Source organism: Streptomyces sp. Sge12 (genome assembly GCF_002080455.1).
Lineage (GTDB): Bacteria > Actinomycetota > Actinomycetes > Streptomycetales > Streptomycetaceae > Streptomyces.
On sequence record NZ_CP020555.1, the window covers coordinates 1804498 to 1818654 of the forward strand.

10 protein-coding genes are annotated in these 14157 nt (G+C 75.8%); 5 read left to right on the forward strand and 5 right to left on the reverse strand.

Going from position 1 to position 14157, the window contains the following annotated elements:
* Positions 1 to 47: 47 nt before the first annotated feature.
* The 4 genes from B6R96_RS08020 to B6R96_RS08035 are packed head-to-tail and all read right to left on the reverse strand — an operon-like array spanning position 48 to position 8168.
* Positions 48 to 3638 carry a pentapeptide repeat-containing protein gene (locus B6R96_RS08020; RefSeq protein WP_081522098.1) on the reverse strand — a complete coding sequence of 1197 codons (3591 nt, stop codon included), beginning with the start codon at positions 3636 to 3638 and terminating at the stop codon, positions 48 to 50.
* Positions 3635 to 4777, reverse strand: a complete 1143-nt coding sequence (locus tag B6R96_RS08025) for an AAA family ATPase (RefSeq protein ID WP_081522099.1) — start codon at positions 4775 to 4777, stop codon at positions 3635 to 3637. Before B6R96_RS08025 ends, B6R96_RS08020 begins: the two co-directional genes overlap by 4 nt.
* Positions 4778 to 4833: 56 nt before the next feature.
* A complete protein-coding gene (locus B6R96_RS08030) occupies positions 4834 to 6897 on the reverse strand; it encodes a VMAP-C domain-containing protein (RefSeq protein ID WP_081522100.1) in 2064 nt (687 codons plus the stop codon).
* Positions 6894 to 8168 carry a hypothetical protein gene (locus B6R96_RS08035; RefSeq protein WP_081522101.1) on the reverse strand — a complete coding sequence of 425 codons (1275 nt, stop codon included), beginning with the start codon at positions 8166 to 8168 and terminating at the stop codon, positions 6894 to 6896. The genes B6R96_RS08030 and B6R96_RS08035 overlap by 4 nt, the downstream gene beginning before the upstream one ends.
* Positions 8169 to 8383: 215 nt before the next feature.
* Between B6R96_RS08035 and B6R96_RS08040 the strand changes: the two genes are divergently transcribed.
* Positions 8384 to 9367, forward strand: a complete 984-nt coding sequence (locus B6R96_RS08040) for a trypsin-like serine peptidase (protein ID WP_081522102.1) — start codon at positions 8384 to 8386, stop codon at positions 9365 to 9367.
* Between the two features lie 104 nt (positions 9368 to 9471).
* Positions 9472 to 10074, forward strand: a complete 603-nt coding sequence (locus B6R96_RS08045; RefSeq protein ID WP_030389764.1) for a TetR/AcrR family transcriptional regulator — start codon at positions 9472 to 9474, stop codon at positions 10072 to 10074.
* 156 nt (positions 10075 to 10230) lie between these two features.
* On the opposite strand, the gene B6R96_RS08050 is transcribed toward B6R96_RS08045, so the two are convergent.
* The gene (locus tag B6R96_RS08050) at positions 10231 to 11178 is read right to left on the reverse strand and encodes an oxidoreductase (protein ID WP_081522103.1); all 948 of its coding nucleotides are present in this window, start codon (positions 11176 to 11178) and stop codon (positions 10231 to 10233) included.
* A gap of 190 nt (positions 11179 to 11368) precedes the next feature.
* Between B6R96_RS08050 and cbiE the strand changes: the two genes are divergently transcribed.
* Genes cbiE through B6R96_RS08065 form a run of 3 tightly spaced genes read left to right on the forward strand, consistent with a single transcriptional unit; the run spans position 11369 to position 14122 of the window.
* Positions 11369 to 12625: a precorrin-6y C5,15-methyltransferase (decarboxylating) subunit CbiE gene (cbiE, locus tag B6R96_RS08055; RefSeq protein ID WP_081522104.1), complete on the forward strand. Its 1257-nt coding sequence runs from the start codon at positions 11369 to 11371 to the stop codon at positions 12623 to 12625.
* Complete coding sequence (gene cobM / locus B6R96_RS08060) at positions 12622 to 13371, forward strand: precorrin-4 C(11)-methyltransferase (protein WP_081522105.1); 750 nt, start codon at positions 12622 to 12624, stop codon at positions 13369 to 13371. Before cbiE ends, cobM begins: the two co-directional genes overlap by 4 nt.
* On the forward strand, positions 13361 to 14122 hold the full coding sequence (locus B6R96_RS08065) for a cobalt-precorrin-6A reductase (RefSeq protein ID WP_081522106.1): 762 nt from the start codon (positions 13361 to 13363) through the stop codon (positions 14120 to 14122). The genes cobM and B6R96_RS08065 overlap by 11 nt, the downstream gene beginning before the upstream one ends.
* The last annotated feature ends 35 nt before the right edge of the window (positions 14123 to 14157 follow it).

The window sequence follows — 14157 nt, forward strand, 5'->3', positions numbered from 1 at the left end:
ACGGCCCGGGAGCCCGGGCGCGCCGGTGCGGGCCCCGGTGCGGCCGGTCATCCCGGGTCGGTCGTGACCAGCCCGATGTCCCAGGTGCCGTCCGGGCGTTCCTGGACGTCCCAGTGGCCCGGCCGGACGAGGGTGAAGTCGGGGGCGGAGTGGGTGGCCGCATCGAAGCGCACGCCGTCGAAACGGACCCTGCCGCGGAAGGTGGCCCGCTCGAGGTCCAGCGGTCCTTCGAAGGCGGATCCGCTGCAGATCAGGCCGCGGCGCCAGCTCGTCGACGCGAAGGAGACGGGTCCGGCGAAACCGGCCCCGCTCATCCCGGCGACGCCGCCGAAGGAGGCCCCGGTGAAGTCCGCCGACCCGGCCACCTGGACCGCGAACAGGTCCGCGGAGGCCTCCAGCACCGCCCGGCCGAAGGAGACGTCCTCCAGGAAGACCGCCTCCTTGAACCCCGCCGATCCGCGGAAGCGGGCCCGGCGGAAGGTGGCCGCGCGGTGGAAGCGGCTCATCTCGAAGTCGGCGGCGTACTGGAACACGGCGCCGTCGAGGGAGACCGGCCCGCCGAAGGTGGCTCCGCCGAAACCGGCCCTGCCCCCGAAGACGGCCCGGACGAAGGTGGCCCGGCCCGAGAACTCGATGTCCGCCCGGTTCCAGTCGTCCACGAAGTAGGCCCGGTCGAAGGCCGCCGGCCCCACCCGCAGCGGCCCGCGGCCACGCGGTTCCAGCGCCGTGAGCAGCCGTGGCAGCAGGCCGTTGTCGAAGGTGGTGCCCCGGAAGTCCAGCGGCGCGCCCGGCGCCAGGGTGGCGAGGTACTCCCGCTGCTCCTCGTCCCCGAGGTGGGCCAGGCACCTCGCGTGCCCGGGCACCCGGATCCCGATGCAGACCCAGGGCTCGGCCTCCGAGGCCTCGACTCCACAGGTCGGCCAGTCGACGGTCATGTCCAGGAGCCGGTCGGCCTCCGCCAGTACCTGCGCGAGCGGCTCGGCCACGGGTTCCGGGGCGACGCACACCCAGCCCTCGTCCGCGGCGCCCACCCGCTCCAGGGTGACGTGGGCCGGGTAGCCGAACAGGCCTTCGAGATCCTCGTGCAGGCGGTGGGAGAGCGCGAGGACGAAAGACCCGGAGGAGGCCGTCCGCCGCAGCAGATCCGCGATCGCCCGGTGCCGAACCAGCCGTTCGGTCTCCGCCGTGCCGGTGCCCACGGCCACGGCGAGGGAGGGGTGCATGCCGTCCATCCGCCGGTTTCCGTACGTGAGCACGGCCGCGCGCAGTCCGGACAGGAGCCGGCCCGCCTTGGCGTGCGCGCCCGGTGCGTCCAGCGTGATGAGGAGCGGGGCGTCCCCGTCCCCCTCTCTGCCGGACAGCCGCCCGGCGACGTCCGTGTCCGCCATGAGCTCGAGCAGCATGGCGCCCGTCTCCGCCGTCGCCGAGCTCCCGGCCGGGTGGATGCCGTCGGCGCCGGGCAGCACCGCCAGGCACACCGCGGTCCCCGTGTCGGCCTCCGGCACGGCACCCTCCAACACCGCGCGGAAGCCGCGTTGTTCCAGCAGGGCATCGGCGAGCAGGAACACCATGCGGTGGGGCCAGACCGTGTGGACGACCCCGACCAGCCTGCCGTTCTCGGAGACCGGGCCGCCCCGGAAGTGCGTCCAGCTCTCCGGTTCCGCGGAGAGCCGGACGAGTTCACCGTTGCGGGCGCCGTCGTGCGGGGCCGGCGCGCCCGTCAGCGCGACCGGTTCGCCCTGGTCGGTGCGGCCGTCGACCCGCAGCCGGTCCAGGACGTGGTGGCCCTCCGCCGTCAGCAGGCCCAGGGGCTCCGCGCACACGGCAGGGTCCACCAGGTCCTCGTCGGCCTGGAGCAGCAGCATGCGGGGGACCGCGTCGTCCGACCACACCGTGCGGCAGGGGATCTCCCGGTCGCCCGGACGCACCCAGGCCACCGTGCCCGGGGGCAGCTGCGCGTCGCCGACCGTGAGCACCAGCCGCGGTGTCAGCAGGGTGCCGACCTCCTGCGGTTCGGGCATCCCGTCGTGGCGGACCCGGACGACCCGGTCGGCGAGGCCGGGCTCGCGGGGCGGCCGTACGGCGAACGGCAGGGCGTCTTCCGCCACCCGGCGGCGGCCCTCGCGGCCCGTGGTGACGCGGGTCGCGGAGAAGTCCGGGCCGGTGCGCCGGTTGCGGGACACGAACTCCCAGACGCGCCGCCGCACCAGCTCCCGTACGGCGGCCACGTCCCCGCGCAGCTGCGAGCCGAGCAGGGCCTCCCGGACGCCGGGCAGAAACTGGAACTCCACCTCCTGCGGCACCTGTTCGTCCTCCCAGTCCTCGAAGAGCCCGCCGAGGGCGACCTCCGCCAGGTGGCCGTGCTCCGAGTCGCGCAGCAGGGAGCGCCGGACGAGGGTCATCACCGGCAGGGTGAGGGGTACGGCGGCCAGGTGGGCGGCGAGCTGCTGGGCCGTCGGGGAGGCACTCGCCCGGAAGCGCTCCACCACCTCCAGGGCGCTGCGCCCGGCGCCGGGACCGGGATCCGCCGGGGTGCTCGCGGCGCCCGCCGCCGCGTCCAGGCGCAGGCAGGCCAGGCGCCGCCACCGGCCGTCCCCGGAGACCACCCGCACCAGCCGGGCCAGGCTTCCGGAGGCGACCCCGACGACGGGGACGACGGCCGCGGCGGCCCGGCCGGGTCCGGTGCGGCCGCGGCGGGCGACCGGGATGCGCTGCCAGGAGCGGGTGGCGGCGGCGGGCCGTTCGGCGCGGACGGCGAAGGGGACGGGCCGGACGGCGCCGCGCGTCCAGAGCCGTTCGGGCAGGACGTTGAGGACGGCCACGGCGTTGTGCGCGCACCAGTGCCGGAGCATGCCCTGTACGGGGGCCTCCCGCCAGCCGCCCGCCACGGTGTCGGAGAGTACGAGGATCAGCCGGCGCCCCGCGGGGTCGGCCAGTTCGAGGGGGGTGCGGGGCGGGCCGCCGGGGCCGCGGGTGACCATCGGGGTGGCGCCGGCCGCGGTGCCGGTCAGGTGCCAGGTGCGGACGTCGCGGAAGACCCCGCTGCGGGTCAGGACCCGGCGCACCTCGTCCACGTGGTCCGACCAGAGCAGCATGGAGTGGTGGGTGTCGACGACCAGCGCCAGGTCCAGCCAGCGGCTCTCGGCGGGGCGCAGGACCGGGGTGGTCACCATGCGCTCGATGCTGCGCTCCACGGTGAGCTGCTCGTCCAGTTCCTCCCCGGGCCCGCCGATGGAGCGCCGGCCGACGGGCCGCAGGGCGCGCATGAGGGCCAGCGGGTCGTCGAGGGAGGCGGCCCGGGGCAGCCGCAGGGGTGAGCCCCGGCGCCCGGCGCCGTCCTCGGCCGGCTTCCCGTCGGGGTCGCGCCGGGCGGCCGTGAAGAGCTGGACGGGCTCGCCCCCGGCCGGGGTACCGGGCTCGGGCAGCGGCCCTGCGGCTTCGGGCGGCGGGGGGGCGGGCAGCGGTGGCGGGCCGCCCGGCGGGCCGGCGGCGCCGGGGTCCGCGGGCGGGCGGGTGCCGGCGGGGTCGACCCGGGCCGCCAGCCACAGGATGTCGGCGATCTCCTCCGCGCCGAGGCCGGTGTACGGGACGCTGCCGTCGGCGCCGTCGGCGAGGGCCGCCAGCAGCTTCTCGATCACGCCGTGGGCCCGGTCAGGTGCTGCATGACGGTGTCGAGGAAGCGTTCGCGGTCCGCGGGCGCGGACCAGGCGCCGGCGAGGCGGAGCTGGATGGCGTTGAGGAGCTGGTCGGTGGCCAGGTCCCCGTCCTCGCCGCGGTCGAGGAAGGCCCGGACGAGGTCCTGGTACTGCTCGTCGGATGCGACGTCGACACCGAGCCGGCGGCGCACGATCCGGGCGAGCTTGTCCGGTCCGGGCGGCTCCAGGTGGAGGCGGACGCAGCGGCGCAGGAAGGCGGGCGGGAAGTCGCGTTCGCCGTTGCTGGTGAGGACGACGATGGGGAAGTAGCGGCACTGGACGCGGCCCTGGGTGATCCGTACGACCGCGTCGGGGTCGTCGTCGGTGCCGATGGCGACGGTGGGGTCCTCCTGGGCGAGGCGGGCGAGTTCGGGGATCAGGAACCCGCCGTCCTCGAAGACGGTGAGGAGGTCGCCGGGGAGGTCGATGTCGCTCTTGTCGATCTCGTCGACGAGCAGCACGCGGGGCCGGTCCTGCGGCAGCAGGGCGGTGCCGAGCGGTCCCAGGCGCAGGTAGCGGGCGATCGAGGGCGCCCGGGGGGTGTCATCGACGGACGCCCCCGCGGCGGTCGCAGCCGCGGCTGCGGCTCCGGCTCCGGCTCTGGCAGCGGCTCCTGCTCCGGCCGCGGCCGCGGGCAGCCCGCCCGGCGTGCGCAGCTGCTCCATCCCGGCCTCCTGGAGGCGTCCGACGGCGTCGTAGAGGTAGAGCCCGTCGCGCAGTACGGTCCGGCTGGTGATCGGCCAGTGCAGGACCGGCCCCAGGTTCAGGTCGGAGGCGATGCTGTGGGCGAGCGTGGACTTGCCGACGCCCGGCTTTCCGGTGACCAGCAGCGGCCTGCGCAGGTGCAGGGCCGTGTTGACGACGTCCTTCTCCTGCTCGTCGGGTACGTATCCCTCGCCGCGCAGCACGGTGCGCCGCCAGGCCTCTCCCGCGCACCCGGGGGGCGCGTAGTGCGGGTCGGGTGCTCCGCCGAAGTCCCGCCAGGGTGGCGGGGATCCGGCCTCCAGGCGGGCGCGCCGGTCCGCGCCCTCGCCGTTCCCGTGGTACAGCCACCAGTCCTTCGCCACTGCCTCTGCCTCCATCTTCGGTTTCGCCGCCCGTCGGTGGTCGGTGTTCGGGGTCGGAGTCGGGGTCGGGGTCAGGCCAGGGACCGGAGGCCCGGCACGTCGTCGGGATCGTCCCACAGGAGCACCAACCGGTCTCCCCCTGAGGGCGGTTGGTGAGCGCGCGCGGCTTCCGCGGCGGCGCCGGCGGCCGCCCGGCGCACCTCCCGCACGCGTGCGGGCAGGGCGAGTACGTCCAGTGCGCCGGGGTCGGGGCGGCCGTCCGGGCCGGCCGGAGCCAGCAGGCCGAGGAGGTCGGCGGCCGGTGCGCCGCCCCCGCGCCGCCACACCGCCACCGGGAGACCGCCTTCGAGTACGGCCTCAAGCAGTCCCGCGTGTGGGGCTGCCGTGGTGTGGGCGAGCACGCAGGCGGGCTCCGGCCCGGCGGCCAGCTGCATCCCGAGGGTGTCCGTGACCTCGGCGTCCACCACGACCCGTACGGCGTCGGGGTGCCGGCCGCCCCGGTCGTACAGCCAGCTCCAAGTGGCGGACCATTCGGCGCGGGTGTCGGCCCGCTCGTCGGGGCAGCGCACCACCACCTGGTGGAGCAGACCGAGGGCGCGCGGCCGGCCCGCGGGGCCGCGGGGCACCGGCCACTCGTCGAAGTCGGCGTCCAGCAGTTCGTACGGCACGTGGAACTCGACGCGGTCCACGGCCGCGTACGGCTGCCGCCCGGCCGCGGCGCCGGGCTCCGACGCGCCGCCGGCGAGGGCGAGTTGCCGTACGAGTTCCTTCCTGACCGCGTCCAGCGCGACGGGCTTCGCCTCCGACTCCCATATGTGTTCCAGCCGTTCGCCCCGCAGCCACATCCGGGCCAGGAAGCCCGGCTCCCCGCCCGGTGGTGCCTCCAGCCGGACGTGCAGCACCTTCCGGCGGGCCGGGGGCGGGGGCGGCGGCAGCACCGGCAGGGCGAGGCGTTCGCGGGTGGCGCGCACCCAGCCCGTCAGCCGGTCGGCCCAGCACGCGTCGCCCGCGGCGGCGGCCCGGTCCGCGAGGAACCGTACGAAGGGCACGGCCAGCGGCATCCCGCCGCGCCCGCCCTGGCGTTCGTCCAGGTCCTGGACCACCTCCAGCAGGCCGTCCCCGGGCAGGCCGCCGTGCGCCGGGGTGGTGCAGCCGGCCGCCTTGAACGCCCAGGCGTAGGCCTCGTAGGCGCAGCGCGGCAGTTCGCGGCCCTCGAAGAGCTCGCCGAGCGCGTCCCAGGCCTCCTGGTCGAGGCGGGCCGCCCCGGCCGGGCCGGCGCCGGACAGCTCGTCGTCGAGGAAGGAGCAGGCGTCCCAGTTCCGGTCCACGATGAACTGGGGCAGCTGCCAGCCCTCGCCGCGCTCGCGCAGCTCCTGGAAGGAGCGGTGGATGCTGAGGGCGGCGCCGGGCAGGCCGGTGACGCTCTCCCGTACGGTCCGGCCGCCGAGTTCGCCGAGCAGGGCGTCGGTGAAGCGGCCCGCTCCGCGCTCGGGATCGTTCTGCGCGATCTCGCCCTCGCGGGAGGCGTAGAGCCGGAACTGCCGGCGGCCCGGCACCGAGCTCCCGCCGCCGTAGTCGTTGCTGCCGAAGTTCCACCATGCTTCGCGGGGCGCGTCGACCCGGCAGGAGTCGACGAGCGCGGCCTGGAGCGGGAAGCTGCGCGGTCCGACCAGGTCGGTACGCCACCAGCGCAGCGCCGAATCGAGGTTGAGGTGCCTGATGAGGTTGGGGCTGGCGTCGGCGCAGGGCAGCATCAGCTCCTGGCGCGGCCCGAGGTAGCCGTGTCCGGCCCAGAAGATCCAGAGCAGGTCTCCGTCGCACTTGGGGAGTTCGTCGAGCAGCGCCGCCTTCACGTGCTGCTCCGTCGCCGGCCGGTACGCGGTGCGCAGGGCGGCCATGGCCGGGGAGTCCTGCCAGTCGAGGGCGTCGGGGTCGTCGAGCGGGGAGAGCAGCAGCCGGATGTTGCCGGGCGGCACCTCGGCCGGGCCGGTCAGCCACTGGGCGAAGCGCAGGGCGTCGCGGGCCGGACCCCGCAGGTTCCAGCGGGGGCTGATCCCGTAGCGCTCGACGCCGGCGACGAGCGCGAAGGTGCGCTGCGGGCCGAGGGCCGGGGGCAGGAAGCCGGCGGGGGTCACCCGATCTCCGCTTCGGCCACCGCCTGTTCGATGCGCTCGTAGAGGGAGTCCTGTTTCCAGTAGGCGCTGTGACAGGCGGGGAAGGGCTGCCGGCTGCGGACCTCGTGGTCGGTGACGCGCGGGTCGCCGGGGAAGACGGGCCCGGCGAGGTAGGCCAGCACGTCGTGCCGGTCGTAGACGTTGAGCCAGCGCGGGAAGCCGTAGGGGAGTTTCGCGCCGGGTTCGAGCGCGGTGAGCGCGCCGAGCTCGTAGAGGAACGGGGCCTGCGAGCCGACGGTGACCAGCAGCTCGGCCCCGGGGACGGCCTCGCCGCGGGCGGCGGCCAGGGTGAGGAGGTCGACCAGGGCGATCCCGCCGAGGCTGTGGCCGATCAGTACGGTCGGCCCGGGCTCGGCGGTGATCGACTCGTGCAGGAACTCCCGTAGCTCGCGGCCGCGGGACTGGTAGCGCAGGATGTCGCCGAGCACGGGGGTGGCGCCGACGGTGAGCGAGCCGCGCCGGGCATTGAGCAGGGGCTGGGTGGTGGCCCGCAGGGCGAGCCGGCCGAGGACGGCGGCCACGCGGGCGCCGGGGACCCGGCCGTCCCCGCCGAGGCGGGCGGTGAGCAGTTCGACGAGCCGGTCGCGCTCGGCCCCGGTGCAGTCGGCCTCCTCCCCGGCGGCGGCGAGGGCGGCGGCGGTCACGGCCCGGGCGAGGGCGGTGGCCAGCTCACGGGCCTGCGGTTCGCCGGTGGCGCGCTCTGCGGCCCGGGCGGCTTCGGTGGAGCGGGCGGTGGAGTCCAGGGCGGCGGCGAAGCCGGGGGCGAGGCCGGTGCCGTGCAGCAGGGCGCCGAGTTCGTCGCCGGTGCGCGGCGGCTCGGGCGGCAGCCCTTCCAGCAGCTGGAGCACCCGGGCCCCGGCGGACCGTACGCCGGGCATCGCGAAGGGGTCGTCCCCGTGGCCGCCGCCCCCGTAGCCACCGCCGCCGCCCCCGTCCGCGCCCTGCCAACCGGCCTCGGCCAGGACCCGCAGCTCGCACAGCGGGTCGGCGAACAGCAGCGCCCATGCGGCGGTCTCCGCGTCCGCGGGGTCGGGCGCGTCCTGCGGGCCGGGCCGCAGTCCCGGTACGGAGCGGCCGCCCGCGCCGAGGGTCGCGCCGAACCGGTCGCCCCAGTAGCAGGAGTCGACGGCCGCCCCGGGGAATCTCGCCGTCAGCCGTTCCCGGACCTGCGCGAACAGCCGGTCGTGCCGCTCGCGCCGTACCCCCGTACCGTGGACAAAGAGAAAACGCATCGCAGCCCGGCCCCCTCGCACAGTCGTCCCCCGCCCGGCACCATAGCCCGGCACGGGCAACAGGAGCCATGGAACGCGGAGTTCGGTCCGGGGAGGGCGGCGTGCACACGGCGGGGCGGACGGCTGTGAGAACGGACACGTCCCGCTCTCGGAACCCGGGCCGCCGCTCCCCCATCGAACGAAGAGCCGGAAAGCGTCTGGGGTGGGAGAAACACATGGTCGGCAGGGTGGGCGGGCGGGAACGGGAGCGCAGACGGAGCCGGGTCCCCGCAGGGGGATCCCTGGTCGTCGGCCTGCTGTGCACCGTGGTCCTCGCGGGCGTCGGCTACGTCGCCTGGGAGCTGCGCGGCATCGCCGCCAACCGTGCGGACGGCGATCCGGCGCAGGGGGTCTACCAGCAGGACCCCGAACGCGCCGACAAGACGGCGGCCGCCGTCCTGGACGGGATCGTCCGGGACGCCCCGGAGCCGCCGACGGACGGCAAGGCCTTCGCCGGCGGCGGCAGCGCCGCGGACTGGCGCTACGCCGGCTGGCAGCCCTCCGACCCCCTGGAGGCCCGGCCGGCCCCGGCCGAACCCGCCGTCGGCGCGCTCTTCTCCCCCGGCGGCGACGGCGACCCCGACCACCACTGCTCGGCCGTCGTGGTCCACTCCCCCGGCGGCGACCTGATCGCCACCGCCGCGCACTGCGTGTACGGCGGCGGCTTCCGCACCAACCTGGCCTTCGCGCCCGGCTACCGGGACGGTGTGGCCCCGTACGGCATCTGGGTGCCGACCCGGATCGATGTGGACCCGCGCTGGACGCAGGACCAGGACCCCGACCACGACGTCGCCTTCCTCCGGCTGCGCCGGCCCGGCTATCCCGGCCAGCGGCTGGAGGACGTCACGGGGGCCATGACCTTGACCCTCGGCGCCGAACTGCCCGCACCGGCACGGCTCGTGGGCTATCCGAACTTCTCCGAGCAGCCGCTGGAATGCCAGAACACCGCCGTGCCGGCCGGCCCGACCCAGGTGCGGCTGGACTGCGCGGACGTGCCCAACGGCACCAGTGGCGGTCCGGTGACGACGGGCCGCACCGCTCTCATCGGGGTGATCGGCGGGCGCGACGGGGGCGGCGACGAGGAGACCTCGTACAGCGTCCGCTTCGGTGACGACGTGCGGGCGCTGTACGAGCGTTCCACCACGTCCCCCGCACCCTGACCGGGCGGCCGTCCCGGAGGGGATCTCCGGAACGGCCGTCCGGTTTCGCTCAGTTGCTAGGCTCGTCGGCGCAGTTTCAGGACGCAGACCGACGGGACCGCACCATGTCTCCAAAGCAGCAGCGTGGCGAGGCCACCGTCGACCTGCTCCTGACCACCGCGCTGCGGGTGTTCGCCGAGTCCGGCCAGCAGGGCTTCACCGTGAACGCGGTCGTCTCGGCCAGCGGGGTCAGCCTCGGCAGCCTCTACCACCACTTCGGCAGTTTCGACGGTCTCGCCGCCGCCCTCTACATCCGGTGCATGGACCAGCTGTGCGACGACATGGTCGCCGCACTCACCCGGTGCCGGACGGCCCGCACCGGGGTACGCGCCTGGGTGTCGGCCTATCTGACCTTCACTCAGGAGCACCGGGACGTGGCGCTGTTCCTGCACGCCTCCGCCTACTCCGGCTATCTGGTGGCGCACGCCGAGGAGATCGGCGCGGCCAAGGCCGACAAGTTCGCGGCCATCATGCAGTGGCTGGGGGTCCGCATGCAGCGCGGCGAGATCGCCCCGCTGCCGGCCCCCGTGATCGAGGTGCTGGTCATGGGCCCGCTCACGGAAGCGGCCCGTCGATGGCTGTCCAGCACCTACGAGATCGACCTCGCCGAAGCCGCCCGCTACCTCCCCGACCACATCTGGCGTTCCCTGCGCCCCGATCCCGCCTGACCCGATCTGGGTGGTTGTCCGGCTCGTCGTCGTTCATGCCGCAGATTCTGCTGCGGCGGGCGCGCCGGGGGCAGGCCCGGGCCGGGGCGCCCGGGGGCAACCCGGGGGCGGACGGGCTCACATCGGGGCGCTCCGCAGCGGCCCCCTTCGGCCGGGTCAGCGCGGCAGGGCGGCGTACGAGACCCCGGTCAGCTTCTCGGACGCGGCCCACAACAGCTCGCCGGACCGGTCGTCGAGGGTCCATCCGGCCCGCCAGGACGGTGCGGGCGCCCCGCGCCAGCCGAACCGCGGCCCGATGAACGCGTCCGGCCGGACCCCGGGCGCCGTGGCCGCGTGGAGGGTGGGCAGCGCACCGCCGGTGGTGGACTGGGCGAGGAACGCGTTGCCGAAGGCCGCCACCCGCGAGTTGAGGCTGGGACCCTCCAGCTTCGACGCCCCGGAGTGCAGGTTGCTGGAGGCGTAGCCGGGGTGGGCCGCGGCGGCGACGATCGGGGAGCCGGCGGCCGTGAAGCGGCGGGCCAGCTCGTGCGTGAAGAGCAGGTTGGCGGTCTTGGAGCGGCCGTAGGCGACCCAGCGCCGGTAGCCGTGCGCGCCGCCCGGGTCGGCGAGGTCGGCGGCGGTGGGGTCGATCCGCCCCAGCACGTGGAAGCCGCTGGAGACGTTGACGATCCGGGCCCCGGGGGCGGCGGCGCGCAGGCGCGGCAGCAGCAGCCCGGTCAGGGCGAAGTGCCCGAGGTGGTTGACCCCGAACTGCGTCTCGAAGCCGTCGGCGGTCCGCCCGTACGGCAGCGCCATCACCCCGGCGTTGTTGATCAGCAGGTCCAGGGCGCTGTGCTGCCGCCCGTAGGCGGCGGCGAACTCCCTTACGGAGGCCAGGTCGGCGAGGTCCAGCGGCATGAACTCCGCCTCGGCGCCCGGCACTTCCGCGTTCAGCCGGATCACGGCGGCCCGGCCGCGGGCCGCGCTGCGGCAGGCCAGCACGACCGAGGCGCCGCTCCGGGCGAGCTCGCGGGCGGTGACGTAGCCGATCCCGCTGTTGGCGCCGGTCACCACGGCCGTCCGGCCGCTCTGGTCGGGGATGTGCGTGGCGCTTGGGCCGGGCATGGCGACTCCCTCGCGAGGCGATGTGTTACCGAGGGTAGTGCGAGGCGGCCGCGGGAGGGTCCGCAGGGTGTCCCGGGATGGTTCGCAGGGTGGGCGCGGACCCGGATCCGCAGGCCAGTAGGCTGCGGGTCCGCCCGCTTTCCCCATCCCGTCCCCGAGGAACCGCGCAGTGAGCTCCCCGCCGCCCCCCATGCCCGTGTCGGTCGTCGGCCTCGGCGCGGACGGCTGGGCCGGGCTCACCGGCGCCGGCCGCTCCGCGCTGGCCTCGGCCGAGGTACTGATCGGCGGGCCGCGCCAGCTGGACCTGCTGCCGGCCGCCGAGTGCGCCGGTGAGCGGGTGGCCTGGCCGAGCCCGCTGCGGCCCGCCGTGCCGAAGCTGATGGCCGAGCACGCCGGCCGCCGGATCGCGGTACTGGCCAGCGGTGACCCCATGTTCTACGGGATCGGCCGCGCCCTCGCCGAGGAGCTCGGGCCGCGGTCCCTGCGGGTCCACCCGCACCCCTCCTCGGTCTCCTACGCCTGCGCCCGGCTGGGCTGGCCGGTGGAGGACACCGAGGTGGTCACGGTGGTCGGCCGCCCGGTGGCCCGGCTGGCGGCCGCGCTCCACGAAGGACGCCGGGTGCTGGTGCTGAGCGCCGGGGCGGGGTCCCCGGGCGAGATCGCCGCCCTGCTGCGCGAGCGCGGCTTCGGCCCGAGCCGGATGCGGGTGCTGGAACAGCTCGGGTCCGAGCGCGAGGACACGTACGAGGGGCACGCCGACGGCTGGGACCGCGCGCCCGGCGATCCCCTGAACGTGGTGGCGCTCGACTGCCGCCGCGACCCGGCCCACCACGCTCCGCGCCTGGGCGCGACCCCCGGCCTGCCGGACACCGCGTACGAACACGACGGGCAGCTCACCAAGCGCCACGTCCGGGCCGCGACCCTGTGCGCGCTGGCCCCGGCCCCCGGCGAGCTGCTGTGGGACATCGGCGGCGGTTCCGGCTCCATCGGCATCGAGTGGATGCGCACGCACCCCTCGTGCCGGGCGGTGACGGTGGAGCGCGTTCCGGAGCGGGCCGCGCGGATCGCCCGCAACGCGGCGGCGCTCGGCGTCCCGGGCCTGCGCGTGGTCATCGGCGCCGCGCCGGGGGCGCTGGCAGGGCTACCGGCCCCCGACGCGGTCTTCATCGGCGGCGGGCTGACCGCGCCCGGCCTGCTGGACGCGGTCTGGGCCGCACTGCCGGCCGGCGGCCGGCTGGTGGTCAACACCGTCACCCTGGAGTCGGAGGCGGCGCTCACCGAGCGCTACAAGCGCCTCGGCGGCGAACTGGTGAAGCTCGCCGTCGCGCACGCCGTGCCGGTCGGCGGTTTCACGGGCTGGCGGCAGGCCATGCCGGTCACCCAGTGGTCGGTGACGAAGTCGGACGGACCGACCGCGGGGTCGGCCGAGGAGAGGGATCGAACATGACCGTGTACTTCATCGGTGCGGGCCCGGGCGCCGCCGACCTGATCACGGTGCGCGGTGCCCGGACCCTGGCCGCCGCCCCCGTCTGCCTGTACGCGGGCAGCCTCGTACCGCGCGAGCTGCTGGCCGAGTGCCCCGCGGACGCGCGGCTCGTCGACACCTCGCAGCTCAACCTCGACGAGATCGTCGCCGAGTACGTACGGGCCCACGCGGCCGGCCAGGACGTGGCACGGCTGCACTCCGGCGACCCGTCGATCTTCAGCGCGGTCGCGGAGCAGATGCGCCGACTCGACGCGGCCGGCATCCCCTACGAGGTCGTCCCGGGCGTGCCGGCCTTCGCCGCGGCGGCCGCCGCCCTCAAGCGGGAGCTGACCGTCCCCACCGTCGGGCAGACGGTGATCCTGACCCGGATCGCCCAGCAGGCCACCCCGATGCCGCCCGGCGAGGACCTGGCCACACTGGGCCGCAGCGGCGCGCTGCTGGTGCTGCACCTGGCCACCCGCTACGTGGACCGCGTCGTCGACGAGCTGCTGCCGCACTACGGGGCCCAGTGCCCGGTGGCGGTCGTGGCGATGGCCAGCCGCCCCGACGAACTGATCCTGCGCGGCACCCTGTCCGACATCGCCGCCCAGGTGAAGGCGCACGGCCTGGTGCGCACCGCGGTCATCGTGGTGGGCCGCACGCTCGGCGCGGAGCAGTTCCGCGACAGCCATCTGTACTCGGCCGAACGCGACCGGCATGTCTGCTGAACCGACTCCCCGCCCGGCGCACCACGTCCTGATCCTGGGCGGGACGACGGAGGCCAGGCAGCTCGCGGAGGCGCTGGCATCCGACCCCTCGGTCCATGTGACCACCTCGCTCGCGGGCCGGGTCGCCTCGCCGGCGCTCCCGCCCGGCGACACCCGGATCGGCGGCTTCGGCGGCATCGCGGGCCTCGCAGCCTGGATCGTCGCCCACGACGTCACCCGGGTCGTCGACGCCACCCACCCGTTCGCGGAGCAGATGAGTTTCCACGCCTCCGAGGCGGAGGCGCTTACGGGCGTCCCGCTGCTGGCGCTGCGGCGCCCCGGCTGGACACCGCAGCCCGCCGACGACTGGACCTTCGTGGACTCGCTCGCCGACGCGGCCGCGCTGCTGCCCGGCTTCGGCAACCGCGCCTTCCTCACCACCGGCCGGATGGGCCTGCACACCTTCGCGCACCTCACCGACACCTGGTTCCTGGTGCGTTCGGTGGACCCCCCGGCGGCGCCGGTGCCGCCGCGCCTGGAAGTCCTGCTCGCCCGGGGCCCGTTCACCCTGGAGGACGAGCGGGAGCTGCTCGCCCGGCACCGGATCGACGTCCTGCTGACGAAGGACAGCGGCGGCTCGGCCACCGCCCCCAAGCTCACCGCGGCCCGCGAGGCCGGCATCCCGGTCCTCGTGGTGCGCCGCCCGCCGGTCCCGCAGGGCGTACCGGAGGCCGACTCGGTCGACGCCGTCCTGGACTGGCTCGGCGCCTAGACCGTCGAAAGGGCGGTGCCGGTACCGGCACCGCC